This is a genomic window from Amycolatopsis sp. CB00013 (assembly GCF_001905755.1).
GTDB classification, from domain to species: domain Bacteria; phylum Actinomycetota; class Actinomycetes; order Mycobacteriales; family Pseudonocardiaceae; genus Amycolatopsis; species Amycolatopsis japonica.
On the sequence record NZ_LIWC01000001.1, the window covers coordinates 1,380,119 to 1,406,668 of the forward strand.

Genomic DNA, 26,550 nt, shown 5'->3' on the forward strand with positions numbered 1-26,550 from the left:
GGACATGCTCGAAGAGGAAACGATCACCGCGATCGCCGACGAACTGGCGGCCGCGGAGGAGGCACGGGAGACGATCCCGCTGCTGACGGCGCGCTATCCGGACATGACCGTCGAGGATTCGTACGCCGTGCAGAACGAATGGCGGCGGCGAGGCATCGCGGCGGGTCGTCGTCCGGTCGGCCGCAAGATCGGGCTGACGTCGAAGGTCATGCAGGCCGCGACCGGGATCACCGAACCCGACTACGGCGCCATCTTCGCGGACATGGTGTTCGAAAACGGTTCCGTGATCGAACACAGCCGGTTCTCGAACGTGCGCATCGAGGTCGAGCTGGCCTTCGTGCTCCGTGATTCCCTCGCCGGACCGGACACCACGGTGTTCGACGTGCTGCGGGCGACCGAGTACGTGGTGCCCGCGCTGGAGATCCTGTCGTCGCGCATCGAGATGGCTGGCCGGACCATCGTGGACACGATCAGCGACAACGCGGCCATGGGCGGCATGGTCTACGGCGGCAACCCGGTCGCCGTGGACGCAGTCGACCTGCGGTGGGTTTCGGCGCTGCTGTACCGGAACGAGACGATCGAGGAGTCCGGTGTCGCCGCCGCGGTGCTGAACCACCCCGCGAACGGTGTCGCCTGGCTGGCGAACAAACTCGCTCAACACGGTGACAAGCTCGACCCGGGCGACATCGTGCTGGCCGGGTCGTTCACACGGCCGATGTGGGTGCACCCCGGGGACACCGTGACCGCCGATTACCGGGATCTGGGGGCGATCACATGCCGCTTCGTCTAGATCCGCCGTTCCGGGATCAGCTCGGTGAGCGGCCGCGGATCGGCATGTGGGTCACGTCGGGCAGTCCGGTCGTCGCCGAGATCTGCGCGGGTTCCGGGCTCGACTGGCTGCTCGTCGACACCGAGCACTCCCCCGCCGGTCTGGAGACCGTGCAGTCGTTGCTGCAGACGATCGCCGCCTACCCGATCACGCCGGTGGTGCGCGCTCCGTCCGGCGACGCGGTCGCGCTGAAGCAACTGCTCGACCTGGGCGCCCAGAATCTGTTGGTGCCCATGGTCGACAGCGCCGAGGAGGCGGAAGCCGTCGTGCGAGCCGTCCGCTATCCGCCGCGAGGCGTGCGCGGTGTCGGCAGTGCCCTCTCCCGGTCCGCGCGCTGGAACCGGGTCGAGGACTACCTCGCGAAGGCCGAGGAGTTCACGTCGCTGTTCGTCCAGATCGAGTCGGCGGCGGGGGTCGCAGCCGCCGCCGAGATCGCCGCGGTCGACGGCGTCGACGGGGTGTTCGTCGGACCGTCCGACCTGGCCGCCTCGATGGGCCTGCTCGGGAAGCAGACGCACCCTGATGTCACCGCGGCCGTCTTGCGCACCTTCGAGGCCGTCCTCGCTTTGGGAAAACCAGTGGGAGTCAACGCGTTCGACCGGGCGCAGGCTCAGCGCTACCTCGACGCCGGCGCCTCGTTCGTCCTGGTCGGCGCGGACGTCACGCTGCTCGCCCAAGGTTCGGAGGCGCTCGCGCGACGGCATCAAGCCTAGGGTCTTTGGGCATGCTCTCGTGGCTGCTCGACTCTGCCCTGCGCTGGCAGGTGGAACGTGACCGTTCGGCGCGCGGCGCGTTCTTTCCTGGCCGGATTCACCGGAACTCCCGGCTGCCGAGGCAGTCGTGCATCCGTGCCGCGCGGCAGCCGGGCAGGTGTGGTTCGAGGTCGATGTCGCGGCGGGTGGGCCTTCGAGTTGGCTGGGATTCGGCGGTTTAGGTTGGGTTGCGGGCCGGACACAGGGACTCGATAAGCGCCGCTTCGGGTCCACACAGAGTGACCCGCGCCCCAACGTAAAGGTGCTCGAAGGCGGTAGCACTTCATCTGTGTCAGAGCCCCTGAGACTCAATGCTTCCTTCAGGCAGGGACCCTCACGGAGTAGATGATCACCACGCAAGGGCTCATGTTCGGAAGACGATAACCACTCATGTTCTGTCCGGCGGGCATGCCGAAGGGCCCGTCGCCGGCGTGGCCGACGGGCTCTTCGGGGTTCAGACGTGATGCAGGGTGTTGCGCCGAGGTTTTCGGAGCGGATCCCTGTACTGGGGTGGGATGAACTCCGGTAACCCATCGGCCGCCATGCGTACTTCCCAGTCGCCGTGGTGAATCAGCCGATGATGGAAACCGCACAATAGGACCAGATTCCGGAGATCGGTGGGTCCTCCGTCTGCCCAGTGATGAATGTGATGGGCGTGGCAATTCTTGGGTTTCCGATGACAACCCGGGAAGGCGCAACCGCCATCTCGGATGTTGAGTGCGCGTCGCTGGCCTGGAGTGACGAATCTTCGGAGGCGTCCCATATCCAGCGGTTCCCCCGAGGAACCCATCACGACCGGCACCATCAGGCAATCACAGGCCGCGAGCCGGGCTTCCCGCGCCGTCATCGTCCCCACAAAGTCGAGACACGCGGTCCCGAGACCCGACTTCAGTTCCTCAAGCCCGACGGTGACATGCACGAGAGTGCGGTAGCCGCTGGTCCCCGGCTGGTCCGGGCACGCGATCGCCAGATCGAGGAGTTCGGCCCAGGCATCTCCCATGCGCTCGCACTTCATCCGCAGATCCACCTGCCCGAACTCATCTACCGGGCGTGGCTGGGCGTGTGCTTCCAGTGCTGCGGCGGTCCGGGCGCCGGTCTCGTCGTCGAGGAGGCCGGTGAGTTTCCAGAAGCCGTCTTTGCGCCGCTCTAGGGTGATCTCGCGGCGTGGTTCTTTGGGTTCGGGGTCTTTGGGTTCGTTGCCGTCGGGGTTGAGCAAGCCTTGCAGGTTCGCTTCGGCCTTGGCGAGTTGGCGGGGACCGGCGTTCGGGGCGAGGTTGGCGAGGATCTGCTCCGCGCCCGCTCGGTCTTCCGCCGAAATCTCGGCGGGGAGGTTTTTCAGGATCTCCAAGATCTGATCGATCCGCTCATCCCCGACCAGTCCCTGAGCGGCGACGGCGGCAGTCGCGGGAGCGAGAGGCGGAACCTCCGTGCCATCCAAGGCTCGGGTGGGGTTCAACGCGATCGCGCGCTTCACGATCGGACCCGCCTCACCACGCGACAACCCCGCAATCTCCGCGAACCAGCTCGCCGTACTGCCATGCCCGTACAAGTCTTTGGCGCCCCGAGACTCGATCTCCGCCAGGAACCGGCCCAAGCAGGCGGTCGCGATCCGAATCACCTGCAACGACTGCTGCACACCATGAGCAAGCTCCAGCTTGCCGGCACGCCACAGCTCCTGCGGCAACTCGGGAAGGAAGGTCTCGGACACCCCTCCATAATACCCGAAGAAATCGAACACGTGTTCGTAATTTTAAGCAACCAGCGAAACGCACGAACAACACTGGAGAGTGATTTAGAGCGTGTCTTAAGTGGTGATTGATTGCTCGTCAGCGACGAACTTGGCCGTGGCGGATCGGTTGTCGCTGCTGCTGCTGCCGGATGAGCTCTGGGGTTGGCGGAGCCGTTGATTCCGGCGTTCGAGCCACGGTGGTACGGCAGCTCGCACAACTGCTGCCACACCCGCCCCGGCTCCTGCGGCAAGAAAGCCCGCTCACCCCTCGGCGAAAACCGAATCAGCCAACCTCGACCCGCACAACCCCAGGAAGCCGAAACGCCGCCACAACCCCACCCACAGCGACAACGCCCACAAACCCGAAGACGACACCAAAACCCAACCCCGGCCGAGATTCCAACCCCGCCAGAATCGCTCCGGTCACCGCCACGCCGCCCACCGCACCCACCTGCCTCACCGTGTTGAACAGACCCGAGGCGCCACCCGCGGCCTCCGGATCGACGGACGCCATCGCGATGGCGGACAACGGCGACCACGCCATCGCGTTGGCGGCGCCGAGCAGCGCGGCACCCACGGAGATCCACCAGGGGTTCAGGTTCAGCACCACCACCAGCCCGATGAGCAGCAGGCTCGTCGCGAGCAGGCTCATGCCGAGGATCGCCGGTCGGCGCCCGCCCACCCGGTCGACCCAGCGGCCGGCCGGTGGCGACAGCAGGATCGCGACGACGGCGTCCGGCGCGAGGACCAGTGCGGCCTCGATCGGGCCGAAGCCTCGCATTTCCTGGATGTACAGCATCGTGGGAAGCGCCATCGCGAGCACGGTCGCGCCGAGCGACGCCATCGCGAGGCTCGCGGACAAGTACCCGGACGAGCGATAGAGGCGCAAGGGCGCGAGCGCGTCCGCGCCTTGTCTGCGTTCTTGGAACCAAAAACCGACCAAAAGCACGACGGCGAGGGTGGCGGCAGGCAACGAGAGCGGGCTCCACGACAGCAGCGCCCAGACGAGAAGGCTCAGGCCGGCCGTGCTCAACGCGGCGCCGAGCAGGTCGAAACGGGCGGTGCCTCCCCGGCTTCCCGGGATCATGCGAACACCCATGACGACGGCCGCGGCGCAAAGCGGCACGTTCACCCAGAAGATCCAGCGCCAGTCCAGGCTCGCGGTCAGCAGTCCACCCAGCACCGGACCGAGCAGGGTGGCGGCCGCCGCCACCGAGCCCCAGATACCGAAAGCGCGGCCTCGCTCATCGTCGGCGAAGAGACGACGGATCAACGTGAGCGGTTGAGGCGACATCGCGGCCGCCGCGAGGCCTTGCAGGATCCGGAAGGCGATGAGCCAGCCGATCGACGGCGCGAGCCCGCACAGCGCGGAGGCGACGGCGAAACCTCCCATGCCGAAAAGGTAGACACGCTTGGGGTCGAAGAGATCGCCGAGCCTGCCGGCGACCAGCAACGGGACCGAGAACGCGAGCAGATAGCCCGCCGTCACCCAGAACAGCGCGGAGACGTCCCCGCCGAGGTCGGCTTGGATGCTCGGGCTCGCCACGGCGACGATCGTCGTGTCGAGCAGGAGCACGAAGAATCCCGCCAGCAGAGCCGCGAGGCCACCCCATCGCGACGATGTCATCCGCCCCCCAAACCGCGTAGGCCGATCACGATAGGGCCACGGATGGCACCCGTCGTAACAAGGCCTCGCCGCCTCGCGAGTTGTAAGCCGACGGCTTCGGCAAAGGAGAAGATCTTGAACCGGGCGGGTTCGACATGGTTCTGGTCCTTGCTCGGCGCCTGCATCGCGGCCGCCCTCGGCACGGCGATCAATTTCGCGACCGACCTCAAGACCAACTTCCTGGCCTGGGGTCTGGTGGTCGCGTTCACCCTCGCGACCGGGCTGATCAGCGGTATCTCGCAGGTACTCGTCCGCCGCGACGGCGGCCCGAGCACCACCGGAACGACGAACGTCTACAACGTGCGGCACTCACAGGTCAACGCCTGGCTGGTGTTCCTGATCCTCGGGATCTCGGGTTCGTTGCTGGCGGCCATTTTCGTGGGCGTCCATTTCGCGGGGTCGTTCCAGACGGCCGGGACACCGATTCCCGCCGTGATCGAGCCGAGCCCGACGACCAGCACCACGACCAGCACGACGTCCACGGTGCCCCAGCCCGCCACGAACGAGGACATCGCCCAGTTCGTCACCGCCTACTACCGCCTGATGCCGGACACCCGGGCAGGCTGGCCGCTGATCGGCCCGAACCTCCAACGCCGCGGCCAGAGCGATTACGAAGCCCATTGGGGCAGGATCAGCGCGGTGGACGTACACAGCGCGTCCGCCACCTCCGCGACCACCGTCCGGGTCCGGATCACCCTGCATTATCGCGACGGCCGCCCCTCCCCCACGGAAACGCACGAGCTGACGGTCGTCCCCCACGACGGTCGCCTCTGCATCGACGCGGACACTCTCATCCGCGCGAAATAGAATCCGCCCATGACCGCTCTTCCACGCGGCGGGCGCCCCGCCGAGGCCTTGGCGGCCGTCGAGGCGAGCATCGAAGACCGCTGGCGGCTGTTCCTCGCGGAATACGGTGTCTCCCCTGGGACGACGGAGGAAACCGACCTCGCCGAATCGGTCGTCGACGACACTTCCGTGTTCGAGTGGCGGATCGTCGACGCCGCATACGACAAGTTGACCTGCGCCGACTGCGGCAGCCGCCTCGGATCGGGTCCCGTCGGCTGCGACAAATGCGACCAGGCCGACGGATTCCGGTTCGCGGCCATCGAAACCGACCGTCCCGCGACGCCGCCGGGCACCGAGCACGGGCTCCGCGTCGCCACCGCGGTCGCCCGCGCCCGGCACCGCCACGGGGCACGGGCCCGCTGCGGTTTCGAGCTCGGGCTTCCGCTTCTCCTGGGCGGGCAGCTGCCCGGCACGGCTCAAGCGCAGGCGTACCGGGCAGCCATCGACAAGCTCACCGAGGAGGAATGCGAACGCGTGACCTCCTTCGAGGAGATCCCGGGGATCAGTAGTCGTCGCGTCCGGTGAACTGCTGTTCCAGCAGCTCCGCCGAACCCGCGACGAGTTCGAGCGGATCGGTGAACTCGTTGATGTCGAGATTCACCAACGGCAGGGAATGGCGCAGCACCAGATGCTCTCCCATGACCACCAATCCCCCGACGACGATGGTGTTGCCGATCTCGGTCAGCACGGTCGCCAGGTCGACCTCGTCGACCCGGGCGAAAGGCGTCGCGATCTGCACCCAGTCCTCGCGGCGGTCGAAGATCTCCCGCGCGATGACCACGGTTTGGGCCCGCTCTTCGTAGTCGTCGTCACCGTAGGACAACCGGATGCGAATTTCGTCCGGTTCGTCCTTCACCACCCGATATTCGTGCCGTACGAACGCGACCAGATCGGCCCATTCCGCCATGAATTCAGTCTCCCTCGCAGTCGAAGATCAAGACTAGCGACTGCGAGGACGAAGAGCCTGACCCACGCTTGACATCACCCGGACAGCGGCCGCCCGTATGTGTTTCGACACCGCTTGGTCCTACGACCGGATCACCCGGGGTCTCGCGAGTGCGAGCGGAAGACATCCACGACAGGCCTCAATGGCGAAATGGACCTCCACTTCGACGGAAGCAATTCGGCCTCCAATCGCTCGGGCCTCTAACCGGACAGCGGTGAAGGCCTCCTTCCCTACTTTCCGGGTAGGCAAGGAGGCCTTCACCACTCACGAGGCCGAAGGTTCAGCCGCCGGTCGGCAGCCCCGCCCGCGCTTCCTGCGCGGTCAAGGGACGCAACGACAGCGTGTACTCGTACGTGCTGTCCGGCTGGACCTGGCTGCGTTCCCGCACCGGGTTGGGCGTGTCCCCGACCCCGGTCACCGCGTGACCGGCGTGCAGCGTGAACCAGCCCTTGTTGCGCTGCAACTGGAACGGGTACGCCGCCCGGTCGAGATCGTCGAACGGCGTCACGCTGACGTCGTTCGCGCCCCCGACCAGCAGGCCACCGGTCCGGCCGTCGGTGAGCAGCGCCCACCGGCTGTCGGTGTGGTTGCCGTGGTCCTGCGGCCGGTGATACTCCACGTACTGCTCGTCCACCGTGCTCGACTGCACGCCGATCGGCGTCCCGTCCTTGCGGTCGACGTAGCTCTCGGCTTTCCGTCCGTACCAGGCGAACCGGTCATACCGGTCCGGTACCGCCAGCGAGACACCGATCCGCGGCAGATACGGCAGAGTGCGCACACTCCCCTGCGGAATCACCCGATTGGCGAGGCTCAGCGTCCCGGTCCGGTCGACGGTGTAGGTCATCGTCTGGTCGAACCACGCCCCGGCGACGTCCGGCGCCGCGACCCGGCTGTCGACGATCACCCGAACCGCGCGCGAGCCGTCCTTCTCGACCCGGACGCCCGTGACCGTGGTCTTCAGCCGATCGAGCCCGGCCTTGCGCCAGTCCTCGCCCTCGGCCCTGCCCCAGGCGAACGTCTCGTTGCTGATCGGTGCCCGCCACGCGTCGAGCTTCGGCCCGCCGCTCAGCAGTTCCTTGCCTTGATACCGGATGGACGTCAGCGTGCCGCCGGCCTTGTCGACCCGATACGTGACGCCTGCCGCCGACGCCGTCACCGATGCGACGTCCTCGACGACTCCGACGGACTTCCCGTCGAGCGGAGTCCTGTCCAAGCCCGGAACCCGCTTGCCGCTCAGGGAGAACTGATCGTGCGCCAGGACATGTCCTCGCGCCGGCATCGGCTCGCCCTGGGTCGTCACCGCTTCGACGGTGAGGAACCGTTCGCGGTCCGCGGGATTCGGCGGCACCGGAACCGCTACCTTTCCGGTCGACCCGGGACCGACCCGCAAAGGCTGCTCGCCCCGGGCGACCACCCGAGAGCCTTCCTGGATCCGCCACCGCAGGTTCAGTTCGTCGGTGCCCTTGAACTGCCGCTCGTTGGTCACCGAGACCGTGCCGCCCGAGTAGGCGAAGCGCAGCGGCTGATGCGCCCACGCCATCTGCGCGGTTTCCGGCTGCACCGACCGATCCGAGCCGATCAGACCGTCCACACCGGACAGACTGGAGCCGTACGACAGGTGGCTCCCCCGCTCGGTGACACTGTCGAAGTCCAGCGCCAGCACGGCCCCGTCCGCGGGAGCCGTGCCGGACAACTCCGTGGCGGACAACGGCTTGTCGTAGATGCGGACGTCGTCGACGGCTCCGCGGCCCATCCAGCCGATGGTCGACGGGTCGTTCCACGACGTCTCGAAGTCGCGGCCGATGTTGACCTCCGCCGAGGACGAGTCGATCGCGCCGGTGAACGGTTTGCTCCCGATCTCCTTGCCGTCGAGGTACAGCCGCAGGGCCGTGCCGTCGTAGGTACCGCTCACCCGGTGCCAGTCGCCGTAGAAGTCGGCGGGCACCTTCGCCTGCACCGCCTGCCACGTTCCACTGTGGATGAAGAACTCCAGCGTGTCCTGCGTCTTCATCTTCAACGCGTACTGGTGGTCGCCCTTGCCGAGGATGCGGAAGTCACCGGTCCACTTCCCCGGTTTCACCCAGGCGTCCAGCGTGAGCGCCTTCCCGGTGATGTCGAGTTTCCGGTCGCGGTAGACCTCGACGAAATCGTCGAGGCCCGACAACGCCAGCGCCTTGCCGCGATGACCTTCGACCAGATCCGGCTTTCCGCTGAGATGCGCGGAGATGGCGTTGCCCGACGAATCGGGCGTGAGCCGGATCGGCTGCCGGATGTTCTGCTCCGCCCAGTCCCAGATGAACCCGCCCTGGGTCTGCGGATTCGCCCGGATCGTGTCCCAGAACTCCCGGAAGTTGCCGAGGCTGTTGCCCATCGCGTGGGCGTACTCGCCGAAGATCAGCGGTTTGGTGGTGTTCTTCGCCTGCTCGGCGAACTTCTCCGGCGACGGATACCGCGGCCCCCAGACGTCGGCGAACGGCGCGTCGCCGTCCGGGCTGTTCGACTGGTGGTAGATCGGCCGGGTCGGCTCGTTCGCGTCCAGCCATTCCGCCAGCGCGAAGTGATGCGCGCCGAGGCCCGCCTCGTTGCCGGTGTCCCACAGGAAGACGCTCGGATGGTTCTTGTCCCGTTCGACCATGCCGATCATGCGGTCGAAGAACGCGTCCCGCCAGGCCGGGTCGTTCGCCTGGCAATAGCGGGCACAGTTCTCGTGGTTGTGGGTCTCGATGTCGATCTCGTCGTCGATCCAGAGCCCGTGCCGGTCGGCCAGTTCGTAGAAATAGGGATCCGACGGGTAGTGCGAGGTGCGGACCGCGTTCACATTCAGCTGCTTCATCAGCGCGACGTCGCGCTCCTGCGCGCGCCGGGGCACGTGCCTGCCGTGGTCGGGGTCGGTCTCGGCGCGGTTGACGCCCTTGAACAGCACCCGTTTCCCGTTGACCAGCAGTTGCTTGTCGCGGATCTCGATCTCGCGGAACCCGGTCGTCTCACTGGTGATGTGTGTGACGCGGCCGTCGGGCGCGGTCAGCGTGAGGACGGCCGTGTACAGGTTCGGCGTCTCGTCGGTCCACTTCGCCGGGTTGCGGACGGGCAGGCTCAACGCGGTCTTGCCGCCCGCGTCGACCTCCCCGCTCGTGGTCCCGACCTCCTTGCCCGCCGCGTCGCGCAGGCTGAGCCCGACGCGGTGCTTGCCCGCGGTTCCGCCGGGTTTGGTGGCGACCTCGACCGCGGCCTTGAGGATGGCGTCGGTGTAGGTCGCGTCGAGGTCGGTCGTCAGCCCGACGTCCTGGATGAACGTGCCCGGCGTCGAGTGCAGGGTCACCGAGCGGAAGATGCCCGAGTACCGCCACTGGTCGACATCCTCCAGGTAGGCACCCGCACTCCAGCGGTGCACCTGCACGGCGATCCGGTTCGGACCCGGCCGCAGCGCGGACGAGATGTCGAACTCCGCCGGCGTGTAGCCGCCCTGGTCGTAGCCGATGTACGTCCCGTTCACCCAGACGAAGTACGCCGACGTGACACCCTCGAAGCGCAGAAAGGTCTCGCGTTCCGACCACTGGGCGGGCAGGGTGAAATCGCGGACGTAGGCGCCGGTCGGGTTCACGTCACGCGGGACGCGTGGCGGGTCGTCGGGCTGGATCTCGGTGGCGATGTTGCGGAAGATCGGATGGTCCAGACCGTCCGTCTGCCAGGTGTGCGGCACCGACACCTCACGCCAGCTCGACGCGTCGTATCCGTCGTCGTGGAATCCCTTCGGCACCTGAGAGGGGTTGTCCGCCATGGCGATGCGCCATTTGCCGTCGAGCGACATCGTGTAGGGACCGCGTTCGTCGCGGCGGGCCGCGGCGGAGACGTCCGCGTACGGACGAAGGTGGGCGTGCCGTGGCTCCTGTCCTTCGGAGACTTTTCGTGGATCGTCGAGATAGGACTGGACGTCGGCGGCCGCCGGAGAGCCGGTCGCGACGAGCGTCCCGGCGAGCATCGCCAGGACCAGGACGATGGGGCGTGTTCGCAGCACTGCGTTCAACCTCCCAGGGAGTTCAGCTGAGCCGGAAGCTGACCCGTTGACGATCCCGCACCGCGGCACCGGGACGGAAGACCAAGATCCTTCCCTTGTCGTGGGCCAAATAGGTGGCAGGCTCACCCGGGAGGCGGAACGACACCGCCAGCCGGTCGGAAAGGCCCGGCACCTGGGTGAAACTCGCCGCCCGGCCGTAGGCGTCGCTTTCGTCGTACGGATCGATCCGCACGGTCGCCGCGTCCACCACGCGGACGTACCGGTCCGGGAAGTTGACCGACTGCAATGCGACGGTGCCGGCGCCACGGAACCCGGCGACGATGCGGAACTGGGAATCGGCCAGCTCGCGGACATTGCCGTCGGCGGTCAGCCGGTACTCGTAATGCCGCACGTGCAACGCGGGATCGTCCAACGGGGACAGTCGTACGCACGGGCCGCCTTCGCCGACCGGGACACCGAAACTCGGCGTCCCGTCGTCGTTCCAGTACAGCCGTTGCGCCCGGGTGTGCCGGTTCGGGTCGTACAGCGGGTCGCCGGTGATGTCGCGGTAGTCGCGGGCGTGGTACACGAGGACGTCCGAGCCGTCCTCGGCGACGGTGAACGAGTTGTGCCCGGGCCCGTACTGCCGGGTCGCCTCGTTCGTGGTGAACACCGGCTGTGGCGACTTCGTCCACGAGCGCGGGTCCAGCAGATCCGAACGTTCGTCGGCGGTGAGCAGCCCCATGCAGTAGCGGGCGTCGGTGGCACTGGCCGAGTAGGTCATGAACACCCGCCCGTTGCGGACGAGCACCGCCGGCCCTTCGTTGACCTTGAACCCCTGGATCTCCCAGGGCAGCGTCGGCACCGCGAGCCGGACGGGGTCGCCCTTGAGCGCGAGCGGTGACGCCATCTCGGCGAGGTACAGATTGCTGTTGGTCGCGATCCCCGGCTCGCTCTGCGCCCAGGCGAAGTACCGCTTGCCGCGGTGCTCGAACGTCGTCGAGTCCAGGGTGAAGGTGTCCCACTTCGTCACCATCTGCCCGCGCAGCACCCATGTGCCCGCCCGCGGATCGTCCGAAGTGGACTCCAGCACGTACGTCCAGATGCGGAACACATCGTCCGAATCGCCCGCGGCGAAGTACACGTACCAGCGCCCGTCGATCCGGTGCAGTTCCGGCGCCCAGATATGGCCGCCCATCTTCCCGGACGACGGACGTCGCCAGATCGTCGTCTCCCTGGCGGTGGCCAGGCCGTCGAGCGTGGCGGCACCGCGGACGACGATGCGATCGTACTCGGGCACCGAACCGGTCAGGTAGTACATCCCGTTCACCGGCCGGGTGATGAACGGATCGGCCCGCTGCTCGACCAACGGGTTCCGCGTGGTCAACGGCACGGGAGCGGCTTCGGCTGCCTGGGCCGTACCCGGTGCCAGGCTTCCGACGGCGGTGGCGGCCAGCAGTCCGCCACCCGCTCTGAACAGGTCACGACGGTCGATGGTCATGGTCATCCCCTCACTCGGGCCGGGAACCTCAGGAAGGTCACGGAGTTCGGCGGGAAGGTGTACGTGAAGGTGTTCGAGACGCCGGAGAAGCGGGTTTCGCGCGGTGCGATCGGCGTGGTGAAGGCGGTGTTGACGTCGTCCGGCGAGCCCTGCAACGTCGTCACGCGGGCGGTCGCGCCAGGCTGGACGCGAGTGCCGAGGTCGACGCGGGTCCGGGCCGCGGAAGCCTGCGCGTTGACCACCTTGACCACCAGTTCCCCGGTCTTGACGTCGCGGGTGACGACCTGGCGGAACGGCTCGGCGACCTTGTCGTCGGTGAACGAGCCCCATTTCTGTCCGTCGAGGAACAGCGTCACCTGCCGGCCCCGGACCTCGACCCGCAGGTCGTACTGCCTGCCGGTCTCGATCTTCGTGCCGTTCTGGAGCAGGGTCTGCTTGCCGCCGCCCTCGGTCTTCTCCACGGCCGAGACGGTGTTGTTCCAGCCGCCGAGGTTCCACCAGTAGTTGTTGCCGGTGTCCTTCACGCCGAACGCGACCAGGAAGCCTTCCTTGCCGCCCGTCTTGGTCGCCTTCACGGAGAAGTCGTAGTTGCTCCACGAGGGATCGCCCGCGGTCACGAGGGTGTTCTCGGCCGCCTGATCCGACTGGACGTAGGCCCCGTTCGACACCGCCCACGATCCCCGTCCGGCCACCTTCGACCAGCGTGGATCGTCTCCGGAGAAGTCATCCGCGAACAGCTGCGCGCCGTCGGCGGAGGTGACCTTGACGTCGTCGTAGGCCGCGCTCGTCGCCCAGGTGGAGAGGCCGATCGCACCCGAGATGGGAGCGACCGTGGCAGGCGTGGCCGACGCTTTGCTCGGGACCACGTGATCACCGACGTTGGTCATGAACAGCTTCTGCGTCTCGTAGCTGGCCGAAGCCCACGAGCGCTGGTTGTCGAACCAGATCATGTCCGGCTTCCACTGCACGTAGTCGGTGTTCGCCAGTAGCGGCGCGTACGACGCGAGCTTGACGACGTCGGCGTTGCGTTCCAACCCGGTCATGTACGCGGCCTCCGCCAGCGCGTTGCCGAACTTGTTGTCCAGCGACGCGTACTCGCCGAGGAACACCTTCGGGCCATTGCGGTCGTAGGTGTCGTACCGCTGGTTGTTCTGCAGGAACCACTGTGGACTGTTGTAGTAATGCTCGTCGACCATCGAGACCTTCGCGTTCCGGTTCAGGTCCCACAGCCGGTCGAACGTCGTGCCGGTGTCGTCCGGTCCCGAATTGCTGATCACGGTGATCCCCGGGTACTTCGCCGCGATCGCCTTGCGGAACTCGGTGAACCGGGTGAAGAACTCGTCGGGCAGGTTCTCCTCGTTGCCGACACCGAGATGCGTCAGGTTGAACGGCGCCGGATGTCCCATCTCGGCCCGCTTCTTGCCCCACGTCGAGGTGACCGGGCCGTTGGCGAACTCGATCAGGTCGAGGGTGTCCTGGATATGCCGCCGCAGCAGCGCCGGATCGTCGGTCGCCTTGTTCTGCCCGCAGCCGGTGACCAGCGCCGGCACCACGGGCAGCGGCATCGCGCCGATGTCCTCGGAGAACTGGAAGTATTCGTAGTAGCCGATGCCGTAAGACTGGTTGTAGCCCCAGAAGTTCGCGTTCGTGGCCCGTTGCTCGACCGGGCCGATCGTGTCCTTCCACTGGTACGAGCGTTTCCGCTCCCAGTTCGGCGCCTCGTAGCCCTGGTGGCTGCCGGTGTTGACCAGGCAGCCGCCGGGGAAGCGCACGAAACCGGGCTTGAGCGCGGCGATCTTCTCCGCGAGGTCGGCCCGCATGCCGTTGGGACGGTTCTTGTAGGTTTCGCGCGGGAAGAGCGACACCATGTCCAGCCGCAGCGTGCCACCGCCGGACGCGGTCAGCGCGAGCCTGCCCAGCGCGCTCGACTCCCGCGCCCGGACGGTGCCGGTGTAGCGCGCCCAACCGTCGCCGCGGACCTGGACCCGCAGTGGATCGGCGAGCGCCTTCCCCGCCGGATCGGTGACGGCCACCGTGAGCGGGGTGCCCGCCGCGCGATCCGTCCGGGCGAACACCGAGAAGTCGTACTGCTTGCCCTTCTCGACCCGGATCCCCGAGTTGTAGCCCGAATTCGCGACGCCGTACTCGCCACGGGTGAGTTCGAGCTTGAGATAGCGCCGGTTCCGTTCGTTGAGCCGCTGGTCGTCGTCGGCCACCGTCGCCGTGCCGGTTCCCCCGTTGAGCGATGTGGGTGCCCACGAGGTCAGCGGGGTGTACGACGCGTTGTCGGCCTTGTCGTACTCGAAGGAGCGGTTCTGCACGAGTTCGGCGTACAGGCCGCCGTCCGCGGCGCGGTTGATGTCCTCGAAGAAGACGCCGTACATCGAACGGTCGATCGTGGCACCACGTCCCGCCGCGTCCACGGCGAGGGTGTAGTCGGTCGTCGGTGTCTGGCCCGAAGCGGTCTGAACGGGCACGAGGACACCGGCGGCGATGGTCAAGGACAGCACACCGAGCCGGACTGATCTGCTGCGCACAGCACTTCCTTTCGCGACATTGCGAGGAACCTGAGTTAGGAAGGTTTTTCGTGTTCTGCCGGGTATGGCGATCCGGCGTTCCGCAGTGTGTTTCGGTGTCGCGAAAGCCGCTTTGGGGACGTCTGATGTCTCGAAAGTGGCTTTCGCGACACGGCCCAGGGATCCACCCGAGTACGGGATATCGGACCGCGGTGGCGCCGGGGGCTGAAGGGCGCTTTCCCCGCATACGATGCAGGAAAAGCGCCCTTCACCGCTTGGCATGCGGGGAAAGTCCCCTTCAGCTCACGACCATCAGGCGGCGGTACGGGCCCGCCGTTTGGTCCAGATGTCGTAGGCGACCGCGGCGAGCAGCACGAACCCCTTCACCAGGTTCACGCTCTCGGTCGGCGCGCCGATCAGGGACATGCCGTTGTTGATCACGCCCATGATGAGCCCGCCGGTGATCGCGCCGACCACCTTGCCGACCCCGCCCTGCACCGCGGCGCCGCCGATGAACGCCGCGGCGATCGCGTCGAGTTCGAACATGTTGCCCGCGGTCGGCCCGGCCTGGTTGAGCCGTCCGGCCACGATGATCCCGGCGAGCGCGGAGAGCACGCCCATGTTGACGAAGATCCAGAACGTCACGCTCTTGACCTTCACGCCGGACAGCGTCGCCGCCTGCAGGTTCCCGCCGATGGCGTAGATGTGGCGGCCGAACACCGCCCGCGTCGTCACCAGCGAGTAGCCGATCACCAGTACCGAAAGCAGGATCAGCACCCACGGCAGGTTCTTGTACCGCGCCAGCTGCACCACGACGAACAGCACGACGGCGGCCGCCGCGGCGATCTTCAGCAGGAACATCGGCAGCGGATCGACCTCTTGCAGGTAGTTCAGCCGGGCCGTCCGCTTGCGCCACCGCGAAACGATCGCGCCCGCGATGGCCAGTGCACCCACCAGCAGGCTGACCACGTCGGCGCCGCCGAGCGGGCCCAGCCCGATGTTGCCGAGATAGCCGCCGGTGAACCCGTTCGCCAGCGTGCGCACCTCGTCCGGGAACGGGCCGATCCCCTGGTTCCCGAGCACGGTGAGCGTCAGCGCGCGGAAGATCAGCATCCCGGCCAGCGTCACGATGAACGCTGGAATCCCGAAGTACGCGACCCAATACCCCTGCCACGCCCCGATCACCGCGCCGACGGCCAGCGTGATGAGCAGCGCGACCGGCCACGCCACACCGAGGTTCACCATCAGCACGGCCGAGATCGCGCCGGTCAGCGCCACCACGGAACCGACCGACAGGTCGATGTGCCCGGCGATGATGATCAGGATCATGCCGATCGCGAGGATCAGCACGTACGAGTTCTGCACGATCAGGTTCGAGATGTTCTGCGGTTCCAGCAGCGCGCCGCCGGTGAGGATCGAGAACAACACGACGATCAGCGCGAACGCGACGTAGATGCCGCTCTCGCGCGGGTTGAACGAGATCCGGCGCGGCGCCCTGGCCGGCGCGGCTCCCTGCTGATCACCGACACCGGTGACGGTGTCGGCGGAGGCGGTGCTCATGTCTTACTCCTGTTCCCTGGTCATCGCCCGCATGAGGACCTCTTGGGTGGCCTCGGCCCGGTCGACCTCACCGGTGATCCGGCCCGCCGACAGCGTGTAGATCCGGTCGCACAGCCCGAGCAGTTCCGGCAGCTCGGACGAGATGACCAGCACGGCCTTCCCCTCCTCGGCGAGCCGGTTCACGATCGTGTAGATCTCGTACTTCGCGCCGACGTCGATGCCGCGAGTCGGCTCGTCGAGGATCAGCACGTCCGGATCGGTGAGGATCCATTTGGACAGCACGACCTTCTGCTGGTTGCCGCCGGAGAGCGTGCCGGTCACGCTGCGCACGTCCGGTGCCTTGATGTTCATGCTCTTGCGGAATTCTTCGGCGACACGGTGTTCTTCGTTCTCGTCCACCCAGCCGCGGCGCGCGAGTTTGCCCAGTGCGGCACCGGAGACGTTGCGCTGGATGTCCTCGATGAGGTTCAGCCCGTAGCGTTTGCGGTCCTCGGTGGCGTAGGCGATCCCGTTCGCGACGGCGTCGCCGACCGTGCGTACCTCGATCTCCTTGCCGTCCTTGATCAGGCGGCCGGAGATGTCCTTGCCGTACGAGCGGCCGAACACGCTCATCGCGAGCTCGGTGCGCCCGGCGCCCATCAGCCCCGCGAGCCCGACGATCTCGCCGCGGCGCAGGGTCAGGCTCGCGCCGTCGACGACGACCCGGCCGTGTTGCGTCGGGCTGTGCACGGTCCAGTCCTCGATCTGGAGGACCTCGTCGCCGATCCGCGGTTCCCTCGGCGGGAACCGGTTCTCCAGTTTCCGGCCGACCATCCCGGCGATGATGCGGTCCTCGGTCACCGTGCTCGCGTCCAGCGTCTCGATCGTCCTGCCGTCGCGCAGGATGGTGATCGAGTCGGCGATCGCGGCGATCTCGTTGAGCTTGTGCGAGATCAGGACGCAGGTGACGCCGTCGTCGCGCAGGCCGCGCAGCAGGTCGAGCAGATGCGCCGAATCGTCGTCGTTCAGCGCCGCCGTCGGCTCGTCCAGGATCAGCAGTTTGACCTCTTTGGACAGTGCCTTGGCGATTTCCACCAGCTGTTGCTTGCCGACGCCGATGTCCAGCACCGGCGTCACCGGGTTCTCCCGCAGGCCGACGCGCCGAAGCAGCTCGCCCGCCTCGGCGTTGGTCCGGTTCCAGTCGATCAGCCCGCCGCGCGCCTTCTCGTTGCCGAGGAAGATGTTCTCCGCGATGGACAGTTGCTGGCACAGCGCGAGTTCCTGGTGGATGATCACGATGCCGCGCCGTTCGCTGTCGCGGATCGCGGAGAACGCGCACGGCTCGCCGTCGAAGACGATCTCGCCGTCGTACGAGCCGTGCGCGTAGACGCCCGAGAGCACCTTCATCAGCGTGGACTTGCCCGCGCCGTTCTCGCCGCAGATCGCGTGGATCTCTCCCCGGCGCACCGACAGGTTGACGTCCTGCAGCGCCTTGACGCCGGGGAAGGTCTTGGTGATCCCCCGCATCCGAAGGATTTCGTCGGTCACGTCGCTACCTCAGCTGTTCCGCTTTGTAGTAGCCCGAGTCGATGAGTTCCTTCTGGTAGTTCCCCTTGTTGAGGATCACCGACTCCAGCAGGAACGCCGACACGACCTTCTGCCCGTTGTTGTAGTCCGTCGTGTTGTTGGTCTCGGCCTTGCCGCCCTTGAGGACCGCGTCGGCCATCTTGACCGTGGTCTCGGCGAGCTTGCGGGTGTCCTTGAAGATCGTCGAGTACTGCTCGTTCGCGATGATCGACTTCACCGACGCGACCTCGGCGTCCTGGCCGGTGACCACCGGGTACGGCTGGCCGGGCGTTCCGTAGCCGTTGCTCTTGAGCGCCGACAGGATGCCGATGGAGAGCCCGTCGTACGGCGAGAGCACTCCCTGCACCTTGTCGCCGGAGCTGTAGGTCTTGGTCAGCAGGTCTTCCATCCGCCGCTGCGCGGTCGCCGCCTGCCAGCGCAGGATCGCCGCGACGTTGAACGCGGTCTGGCCGCTCTTGACGACCAGCGTCCCGTTTTCGAGGTACGGCTTCAGCACGGACATGGCGCCGTTGAAGAAGAACGTCGCGTTGTTGTCGTCCGGAGAACCCGCGAAGAGCTCGATGTTGAACGGTCCCTTGCCGTCACCCGGCGAACCGTCCTCTTTGAGCACCTTGAGCCCGGTGAGCAGCGACGTCGCCTGCTGCACGCCGACCTTGAAGTTGTCGAAGGTCGCGTAGTAGTCGACGTTCGGGGTGTTGCGGATCAGCCGGTCGTAGGCGATGACCGGGATCTTCTTGTCCGCGGCCTCCTGCAGCTGGGTGGTGATCGCGGTGCCGTCGATCGACGCGATCACGAGCAGTTTCGCGCCCTTGGTGATCTGGTTCTCGATCTGGTTCACCTGGGTGGGGATGTCGTCCTCGGCGTACTGCAGGTCGACCTGGTAGCCCAGTTTCTCCAGCGCCGCCTTGATGTTGTCGCCGTCGTGGATCCAGCGCTCCGACGACTTGGTCGGCATGGTGACGCCGACCAGTCCGCCCGCCGCGCCTCCCGCGGCCGCCTGCTGATCGACGGACTTCTGACTCGAACCGCAGGCCGTCAGCGCGGCACCGAGGCCGACCGCCACGGCCAATGTGGCCAGTTTCGTGAACTTCATTGTTCCTTCTCTCCGGTGGGGACCGATCAGAATCCTTGTGCGAGCCGGTAGTAGGCCTGGTTCCAGCGCATCCGGTCGGCGATCGAGGCGGGCGTCGTGGCCTGGTCGATCACGAGCAGTTCGACGTCGAGCATGGTGGCGAAATCCCGGATCGTTTCGGCGCCGACGGCCTGGGTGAGCACCGTGTGGTGCGGTCCGCCCGCCGTGATCCACGCTTCGGCGGACGTCGCCAGCGATGGCGCCGGCTTCCACACCGCGCGCGCCACCGGCAGGTTCGGCAGCGGCTCGTCCGGCGCGACGACCTCGACCTCGTTGGCCACCAAGCGGAACCGGTCACCGAGGTCGGCGAGGCCGATCACGACCGCGTCGCCGGCGGCGGCGTCGAACACCAGCCGGACCGGATCCTCACGGCCACCGATGCCGAGCGGGTGGATCTCGCACGAAGGCCTGGCGGCGGCGATGCTCGGGCAGACCTCGAGCATGTGCGCGCCGAGGATCTTCGGTTCACCGGGGCCGAAGTGGTAGGTGTAGTCCTCCATGAAGGACGTCCCGCGCTCGGAGTCGCGGCCCATCGCCTTCACCGCCGTCAGCAGCGCGGACGTCTTCCAGTCACCCTCGCCGCCGAAGCCGTAGCCGTCGGCCATCAGCCGCTGCACGGCGAGGCCGGGAAGCTGCCGCAGGCCGCCGAGGTCCTCGAAATTCGTGGTGAACGCGCCGAAACCGCCGCTCGTCAGGAACGTGCGAAGCCCCTGCTCGATCCGGGCCGCGTAACGCAGCGATTCGTGCCGCTCCCCCGCCTTGGCGAGTTCCGGCGCGAGCGCGTACGTCTCGGCGTACTCGTCGACGAGAGCGTCGACCTCGGTGTCGGGCACCGCGTCGACCAGCGCGACGAGTTCGTTGACGCCGTAGGTGTTCACCGAGACGCCGAACTTCAGCTCCGCCTCGACCTTGTCCCCGTCGGTGACCGCGACGTCGCGCATGTTGTCCCCGAACCGCGCGAGCCTGAGCGAGCCGATCGTCTGGCGCCCGACCGCCGCGCGGACCCAGGCGTCGATCCGGTCGGCGACCGAGGGATCCGCGGCGTGCCCGGCGATGGTCTTGCGCGGTACCCCGAGCCGGGTCTGGATGTAGCCGAACTCGCGATCACCGTGCGCGGCCTGGTTCAGGTTCATGAAGTCCATGTCGATGGACTGCCACGGTAGCGCCTCGTTGAGCTGGGTGTGCAGATGCAGCAAGGGTTTCCGCAGCGCGTCGAGGCCGGTGATCCACATCTTCGCCGGCGAGAACGTGTGCATCCAGGCGATCACCCCGACACACGCGTCGTCCGCGTTCGCCTCCAGCATCACGCGCCGGATCGCCGACGGCTCCGTCAGCACCGGCTTCGCGACGATCTCCGCCGAGATCCGCCCGGTGTCGGCCAGCATCCGCTGGATCTGCAACGACTGGCCCGCGACCTGTTCGAGGGTCTCCTCGCCGTACAGCGCCTGGCTCCCGGTGAGGAACCAGACCTCGGTCTTGCGTTGTGTGCTCACTTCTCTCCCTGCTGGCCGTAGACGTTCTGGTAGCGCGCGTAGAGCCGGTCCACGTCCTGTTCGGACAGTGGCTCCGGCCTGCCCAGCGCGGAAGCGATGTGGACGGTTTTGGCGACGTCCTCGACCATCACGGCGGCCTTGACCGCGTCGCGTGCGGTGCGGCCGACGGTGAACGGGCCGTGGTTGCGCATCAGCACCGCGGGCGACCGGCTGGACCGCAGCGTCTCGACGATGCCCCGGCCGATCGAGTCGTCACCGATCATCGCGAACGGCCCGACCGGGATCTCGCCGCCGAACTCGTCCGCGATCATGGTGAGCACGCACGGGATCGGTTCCCCGACCGCGGCCCATGCGGTCGCGTAGGTCGAATGCGTGTGCACGACCCCGCCGACCTCCGGCATGTGCCGGTAGACGTAGGCGTGCGCGGCCGTGTCCGAGGACGGCGCGAGGTCGCCGTGGACAACCTCGCCGTACAGGTCGGTGACGACCATCGTGTCGGCATTCAGCTCGTCGTAGGACACCCCGGACGGCTTGATCACCATCAGGTCGTGCCCGGGGACCCGCGCCGACACGTTGCCCGCGGTCCAGATGACCAGTTCGTAGCGGGTCAGCTCGCTGTGCAAGCGGGCGACGGTGTCGCGCAGCTCTTCGAAGGTGTCCGTGATCTCCACGGCGAGGCTCATCGGTGCAGTCCTTTCCGGACGGAACGGCGCCGGGCGGCGAGCCGGTGCATGACGTCGTTGGCCCCACGGCCGAAGTAGTCGTGCAACGCGGCGTACTCGGCGTAGAGGTCGTTGTAGGCCTTGACGTTCTCGGCGATCGGCCGGTGGACGGCCCGGCGGACCGAACCCATCGCGAGCGCGGCGGCCGGGACGTCGGCGTGTGCCCCGGCGGCGACGGCGGCGTGGATCGCCGAGCCCAGCGCGGGGCTCTGGGCCGAACCGGCCACGGAAAGCGGCAGGTTCGTGACGTCGGCGTAGATCTGCATCAGGAGCTGGTTCTTGACCAGGCCACCGGCGACGATCAGTTCGGTGACCGGTACCCCGGCGCGTTCGAAGGTCTCGATGATCGTCCGGGTACCGAACGCCGTCGCCTCCAGGAGCGCGCGGTAGGTGTCCTCGGGGCGGGTCGCGAGGGTCTGGCCGACGACGACGCCGGACAGTTCGTGGTCGACCAGTACCGACCGGTTCCCGCTGTGCCAGTCGAGCGCGACCAGTCCGTGTTCGCCGATCTCCTGCATCGAGGCAAGCCGCGTGAGCAGTTCGTGGACGGAGATCCCCGCTTCCCTGGCGTCGTCCACATAGGACCCGGGCGTGCCGTGTTCGACGAACCAAGCGAAGATGTCGCCGACGCCGCTCTGCCCCGCCTCGTAGCCCCATTTCCCGGACACGATCCCGCCGTCGACGACGCCGCACATGCCCGGTACCTCACGCAGTTCGGCGCCGTTCATCACGTGGCAGGTGGAGGTGCCCATGATCGCGACCATCTGCCCCGGCTCGACCGCCTGGACCGCAGGCGCGGTGACGTGCGCGTCGACGTTGCCGACGGCGACCGCGATCCCCTCGGGAAGCCCGGTCCATTCCGCCGCTTGAGCGCTCAGGCTCCCCGCCTTGGCACCAAGGGCGCCCAGCGGATGCACGAGCTTGTCGTCCACAAAGGACCCGAAGCCGGGGGCCAGCTCCTCAAGGAACTCCGCGCTCGGGTAGCGACCGTCCTGCAGGATGCCCTTGTACCCGGCGGTGCAGGCGTTGCGGACGTAGGTTCCGGTGAGCTGCCAGACGATCCAGTCGGCGAGTTCGACCCAGTGGCGCATCCGGGCGTAGACCTCGGGCGCCTCTTCGTAGACCTCCAGCGCCTTGGCGAACTCCCACTCGGAAGAGATCAGTCCGCCATAACGCGCCAGCCAAGACTCGCCGCACTTCCGCGCCAGTGCGTTGATCCGGTCGGCCTGCGGCTGAGCGGAATGGTGACGCCACAGCTTCACGTAGGCGTGCGGATTCCCGGCGAACTCGGGCAGTTCGCACAGCGGCGTGCCGTCGGCCGTCGTCGGCACCATGGTGCACGCGGTGAAATCGGTACCGATGCCGATCACGTCGGCGGGATCCGCCCCGGCGGCACGGACGGCCTCCGGCACGGCGGTGCGGAGGACGTCGACGTAGTCCGACGGCACCTGGAGCGCCCAGTCCGGCGGCAGACCGTGGCCGGTCCGCGGCAGGATCCGGTCGATCACGCCGTGCCGGTACTCCGAAACCGCGCTGCCCAGTTCCGCGCCGTCGCGGACGCGGACCACGACGGCCCGGCCGGACAGCGTCCCGAAGTCGACGCCGACGACCAGCGGCTCCCTTGTACTCACTTCTTCTCCAACTGTTAGCGTTCACATTTCTGGTCGAAAACCACGATCACCTGTGTTTGGAGCCGGAACTCGCGTGTTTGAAGCCGGTCCGGCTCCAATCACGCGGGTTACGGCCTTGATCACGCGTGTTCCGTCTTACGTGGACCGCCTCCCGACGAGGCGTTGCAGCACGATGAAGGCGAACAGCAGCGCACCGGTGATGATCGAGGTCCACCAGGAGTTCAAGGTGCCGTCGAAGGTGATCAGGGTCTGGATGATGCCCAGCACCATGATCCCGAGCACCGTCCCGAGGACGTAGCCGGAGCCGCCGGTGAGCAGCGTGCCGCCGATGACGACGGCCGCGATCGCGGTGAGCTCCAGCCCCACACCGTTGAGCGGATCGCCGGAAGACTTGTACAGCACCAAGAGCAGCCCGCCGAGCGCCGAGCAGAACCCGCTGAGCGTGTAGACCGTGATCCGCGTGCGGCCGACGTTCAGGCCCATCAGCAGCGCGGACTTCGGATTCCCGCCGATCGCGTACACCGTCCGCCCGAACCTGGTCCCGTACAGGACGTACGCCGCCGCGGCGACCACCACGAGCGCGACGACCACGCCGATCGAGATGTGCAGTTCCCCGCCGAGCGGGATCTGCGTCTGCGCGAGGTTCGCGACCGTCGGATCGTCGATCGAGTACGCCTGGGTGCTGATCGTGTAGCAGAGCCCCCTGGCGAAGAACATCCCGATCAGCGTCGCGATGAACGGCTGGATCTCGAACACCTGGACCAGCACGCCCATACCGAAGCCGAGCGCCGCGCCGATCGCCAGCACCGCCGGGATCACCGCGAGCACCGGCCAGCCCTGGTTCTGCAGCAGGTCCGCCGAGACCACAGTGGACAGTGCCACCACCGAGCCCACCGAGAGGTCGATCCCGCCGGTGAGGATCACGAACGTCATCCCGACGGCGACGACCAGCAGGAAGGCGTTGTTGATGAACAGGTCGAGCACGACCTGCCCGGAGCCGAACGCCGTGTAGCTCGAAGCGCCGTAGACGTAGGCGCCGATGAGCATCGCCATCGTCGCCAGGATCGGCAGATGCCGTTGCCGCGGCCGATAACCCTTGATGCGGTCGAGTGTCGTCATACCCCGGCCTCCACCTTCTCCGGCAGGACGGCGGGCGACGGCGGGGCCGGTTTCCGCCGCCGGGCGAGCTTCCTGCGGAACACCGGCGACTGCAGCAGGCAGACCGCCAGCACGACCACGGCCTTGAACAGCATGATCGCCTGCGGCGCGATGCCGAGCGCGTAGACGGTCGTCGTCAACGTCTGGATGAGCAGCGCGCCGATCACCGAGCCGGTGAGCGAGAACCGGCCACCGGTCAGCTGCGTCCCGCCGATGACGACGGCGAGGATCGCGTCCAGTTCGATGAACTGCCCGGCGTTGTTGCCGTCGGCGCTGTGCACGTTCGCGCTGATCATCAGGCCGGCGATACCGGCGCAGAGCGCGCAGAAGACGTAGGTGAGCCAGATCAGCCGCGCCGACCGGAGCCCGGCGAGCCTGCCGGCCTCCGGGTTGCCGCCCACCGATTCGACCAGCAGCCCCAGCGCGGACCGGCGCACCAGCACGGCGGCGATGGCGAACACCGCCAGCGCGATGAGGATCGCGCTGGGCAGGCCGAAGGTGAACCCGCTGCCGATCCATTCGTACGGATGCGAGTTGACGGTGATGATCTGGCCGCCGGTGATCAGCTGGGCGATGCCTCGGCCGGCGACCATCAGGATCAGCGTCGCGATGATCGGCTGGATGCCGAGCACCGCGACGAGCCAGCCGTTCCACAGACCGAGCACGAGGGCGAGCCCCAGCGCCATCCCGACCGCCGCGAGCGTCCCGCCGACACTGTTCTGATCACCGAGTCCGCTGAGGTGCAGGCACGCGAGCGCGCCGCTGATCGCGACGACCGCGCCGACGGAGAGGTCGATCCCCCGCGTCGCCACCACCAGCGTCATGCCGATCGCGATGAGGATCAGCGGGGCGCCGTTCTTGAGGATGTCGATCAGGTTCCCGTACAGATGCCCGTCGCGGAATTCGATCGCGAAGAACGCCGGATGCGCGATGAGGTCGCCGAGCAGCAGCGCCAGCAGCGCGACGACCGGCCAGAACAACCGATGTTTGGTCATCGTGCGACTCCTTCGGCCATCGTCGCCATCACCTGGTCCGCGGTCAGCGTTTCGTTGTCCAGCACGGCGACCACCGCGCGGTCGCGCAGCACGACGACCCGGTGACTCAGCCGGAGCACTTCCTCGAGTTCGGCGGAGATGAACACCACGGCCATCCCCTCGCCCGAGAGCCGCGCGACCAGCCGCTGGATCTCCGTCTTGGCACCGATGTCGATACCGCGCGTCGGCTCGTCGAGGATCAGCAGCCGCGGTTCGGTGATGAGCCACCGCGCGAGCAGCACCTTCTGCTGGTTGCCGCCGCTCAAGTCGCCGACCTTCGCCTCCGCGTTGGCGGGCCGGATGTCGAGCGCCTTGATGTAGCGCTCGGCGATCTCGTCCTGCCGCCGCCGCGGGATCGGCCGGGCCCAGCCACGCGAGGCCTGTAGCGCGAGCACGATGTTCTCGCGCACGGTGAGTTCCTCGACGAGGCCTTCGGTCTTGCGGTTCTCCGAGCAGAACGCGATGCGGTGGTCGAGGCCGGTCCGCGGGGTCTTCAGCGACACCGGCTCGCCGTCGATCCGCACCGAACCGCTGTCCGCGTGATCGGCGCCGAACAGCAGCCGCGCCAGTTCGGTGCGGCCCGAACCGAGCAGCCCGGCGAGCCCGACGACCTCGCCGGACCGGATGTCGAGCGAGAACGGCGCGACACCGCCCTTGCGGCCGACGTCGCCCGCTTCGAGGAAGACGGGCGCTCCGGCGACGTCCGACCGGCTGTGCCCGGCGTCCTCGATGTCTTCTAGCGCCGCGAGTTCCTTGCCGATCATCCTGGTCACCAGGTCGACCGGGGTGATCTCCTCGGTGCGGTACTCGCCGATCAGCTTCCCGTTGCGCAGCACCGTCATCCGGTCCGCGACGGCGAAGACCTGCTCGATGAAATGCGAGACGAACAGGATCGCCATCCCCTGGTCCCGCAGCGAGCGCACCACGTTCAGCAGTTGCTCGACCTCGCCCGCGTCCAAACTGGACGTCGGCTCGTCGAGCACGAGCACCCGCGCCTCGACGTCGAGCGCCCTGGCGATCGCGACCAGTTGCTGCACCGCGATCGAGCAGCCGCCCAGCTCAGCCGAGACGTCCACGTCGACGTCCAGCCTGGCCAGCAGCGCGGCCGCCCGGCGGCGCGTCTCGCGCCAGTCGATGCGGCCGCGCCGTCGCGGCTCCTTGCCGAGGCAGATGTTCTCCGCCACCGACAGGTTCGGGCAGAGGTTCACTTCCTGGTAGACGGTGCTCACGCCGGAGCGCTGTGCCTCACCCGGGCCGCTGAACGCGACCCGGGCGCCGTCGAGCTCGATGGTGCCCGCGTCCACCCCGTAGACGCCGGTGAGCACCTTGATCAAAGTGGACTTGCCGGCACCGTTCTCGCCCATCAGGGCGTGCACTTCGCCGGGGAACATCCGGAAGGAGACGTCGTCGAGGGCGACCACGCCGGGGAATTCCTTCCGGATATGGCTCATCCGCAGCATCGGAGGGGTTTCCGT

Annotated in this window: 19 protein-coding genes; 4 read left to right on the plus strand and 15 right to left on the minus strand. The window is 67.5% G+C overall.

What is annotated here, in order from left to right; translation table 11 throughout:
- Positions 1-4: 4 nt before the first annotated feature.
- Both hpaH and AMK34_RS06185 read left to right on the plus strand, forming a co-directional pair.
- Positions 5-790 (plus strand): 2-oxo-hept-4-ene-1,7-dioate hydratase, encoded by a 786-nt coding sequence (gene hpaH, locus AMK34_RS06180; RefSeq protein WP_038512837.1) that lies wholly within the window; start codon positions 5-7, stop codon positions 788-790.
- Positions 775-1,542 carry an HpcH/HpaI aldolase family protein gene (locus AMK34_RS06185; protein WP_073843552.1) on the plus strand — a complete coding sequence of 256 codons (768 nt, stop codon included), beginning with the start codon at positions 775-777 and terminating at the stop codon, positions 1,540-1,542. The genes hpaH and AMK34_RS06185 overlap by 16 nt, the downstream gene beginning before the upstream one ends.
- Before the next feature lie 493 nt (positions 1,543-2,035).
- On the opposite strand, the gene AMK34_RS06190 is transcribed toward AMK34_RS06185, so the two are convergent.
- Together AMK34_RS06190 and AMK34_RS06195 are read right to left on the minus strand one after the other, a co-directional pair.
- A complete protein-coding gene (locus AMK34_RS06190; protein ID WP_073844617.1) occupies positions 2,036-3,289 on the minus strand; it encodes an HNH endonuclease signature motif containing protein in 1,254 nt (417 codons plus the stop codon).
- 304 nt (positions 3,290-3,593) lie between these two features.
- Entirely contained in the window at positions 3,594-4,937 is a 1,344-nt protein-coding gene (locus tag AMK34_RS06195) for an MFS transporter (RefSeq protein ID WP_073843554.1), read from the minus strand.
- Positions 4,938-5,051: 114 nt separating this feature from the next.
- On the opposite strand from AMK34_RS06195, the gene AMK34_RS06200 reads away from it, so the two are divergent.
- Together AMK34_RS06200 and AMK34_RS06205 are read left to right on the plus strand one after the other, a co-directional pair.
- Positions 5,052-5,783 (plus strand): serine/threonine protein kinase, encoded by a 732-nt coding sequence (locus tag AMK34_RS06200; RefSeq protein WP_073843556.1) that lies wholly within the window; start codon positions 5,052-5,054, stop codon positions 5,781-5,783.
- A 9-nt stretch (positions 5,784-5,792) separates the two neighbouring features.
- A complete protein-coding gene (locus AMK34_RS06205) occupies positions 5,793-6,347 on the plus strand; it encodes a hypothetical protein (RefSeq protein WP_073843557.1) in 555 nt (184 codons plus the stop codon).
- On the opposite strand, the gene AMK34_RS06210 is transcribed toward AMK34_RS06205, so the two are convergent.
- The 13 genes from AMK34_RS06210 to AMK34_RS06270 form a co-directional block, all read right to left on the minus strand.
- Complete coding sequence (locus AMK34_RS06210; RefSeq protein ID WP_037338675.1) at positions 6,325-6,729, minus strand: hypothetical protein; 405 nt, start codon at positions 6,727-6,729, stop codon at positions 6,325-6,327. The genes AMK34_RS06205 and AMK34_RS06210 overlap by 23 nt on opposite strands.
- A 319-nt stretch (positions 6,730-7,048) precedes the next feature.
- Entirely contained in the window at positions 7,049-10,783 is a 3,735-nt protein-coding gene (locus AMK34_RS06215) for a glycoside hydrolase family 2 TIM barrel-domain containing protein (protein WP_073843559.1), read from the minus strand.
- 22 nt (positions 10,784-10,805) lie between these two features.
- Positions 10,806-12,263 carry a family 43 glycosylhydrolase gene (locus AMK34_RS06220; RefSeq protein WP_241832697.1) on the minus strand — a complete coding sequence of 486 codons (1,458 nt, stop codon included), beginning with the start codon at positions 12,261-12,263 and terminating at the stop codon, positions 10,806-10,808.
- A gap of 2 nt (positions 12,264-12,265) precedes the next feature.
- Positions 12,266-14,800 (minus strand): alpha-L-arabinofuranosidase C-terminal domain-containing protein, encoded by a 2,535-nt coding sequence (locus tag AMK34_RS06225; protein ID WP_073843563.1) that lies wholly within the window; start codon positions 14,798-14,800, stop codon positions 12,266-12,268.
- A gap of 291 nt (positions 14,801-15,091) precedes the next feature.
- The gene (gene mmsB / locus AMK34_RS06230) at positions 15,092-16,339 is read right to left on the minus strand and encodes a multiple monosaccharide ABC transporter permease (RefSeq protein WP_038512811.1); all 1,248 of its coding nucleotides are present in this window, start codon (positions 16,337-16,339) and stop codon (positions 15,092-15,094) included.
- Between the two features lie 3 nt (positions 16,340-16,342).
- Complete coding sequence (gene mmsA, locus AMK34_RS06235; protein WP_198941634.1) at positions 16,343-17,866, minus strand: multiple monosaccharide ABC transporter ATP-binding protein; 1,524 nt, start codon at positions 17,864-17,866, stop codon at positions 16,343-16,345.
- A gap of 4 nt (positions 17,867-17,870) precedes the next feature.
- Positions 17,871-18,998: a multiple monosaccharide ABC transporter substrate-binding protein gene (gene chvE / locus AMK34_RS06240; RefSeq protein ID WP_073843566.1), complete on the minus strand. Its 1,128-nt coding sequence runs from the start codon at positions 18,996-18,998 to the stop codon at positions 17,871-17,873.
- Positions 18,999-19,024: 26 nt separating this feature from the next.
- Entirely contained in the window at positions 19,025-20,530 is a 1,506-nt protein-coding gene (araA, locus tag AMK34_RS06245; RefSeq protein WP_073843568.1) for an L-arabinose isomerase, read from the minus strand.
- The gene (locus tag AMK34_RS06250) at positions 20,527-21,213 is read right to left on the minus strand and encodes an L-ribulose-5-phosphate 4-epimerase (RefSeq protein WP_073843570.1); all 687 of its coding nucleotides are present in this window, start codon (positions 21,211-21,213) and stop codon (positions 20,527-20,529) included. Before AMK34_RS06250 ends, araA begins: the two co-directional genes overlap by 4 nt.
- Positions 21,210-22,883 (minus strand): ribulokinase, encoded by a 1,674-nt coding sequence (gene araB / locus AMK34_RS06255; RefSeq protein WP_073843571.1) that lies wholly within the window; start codon positions 22,881-22,883, stop codon positions 21,210-21,212. Before araB ends, AMK34_RS06250 begins: the two co-directional genes overlap by 4 nt.
- 135 nt (positions 22,884-23,018) lie before the next feature.
- On the minus strand, positions 23,019-24,002 hold the full coding sequence (gene yjfF, locus AMK34_RS06260; protein WP_073843573.1) for a galactofuranose ABC transporter, permease protein YjfF: 984 nt from the start codon (positions 24,000-24,002) through the stop codon (positions 23,019-23,021).
- Complete coding sequence (locus tag AMK34_RS06265) at positions 23,999-25,036, minus strand: ABC transporter permease (protein WP_073843575.1); 1,038 nt, start codon at positions 25,034-25,036, stop codon at positions 23,999-24,001. Before AMK34_RS06265 ends, yjfF begins: the two co-directional genes overlap by 4 nt.
- Positions 25,033-26,535, minus strand: coding sequence for a sugar ABC transporter ATP-binding protein (locus AMK34_RS06270; RefSeq protein ID WP_073843577.1), 1,503 nt, complete (start codon positions 26,533-26,535; stop codon positions 25,033-25,035). The genes AMK34_RS06265 and AMK34_RS06270 overlap by 4 nt, the downstream gene beginning before the upstream one ends.
- Positions 26,536-26,550: the final 15 nt, after the last annotated feature.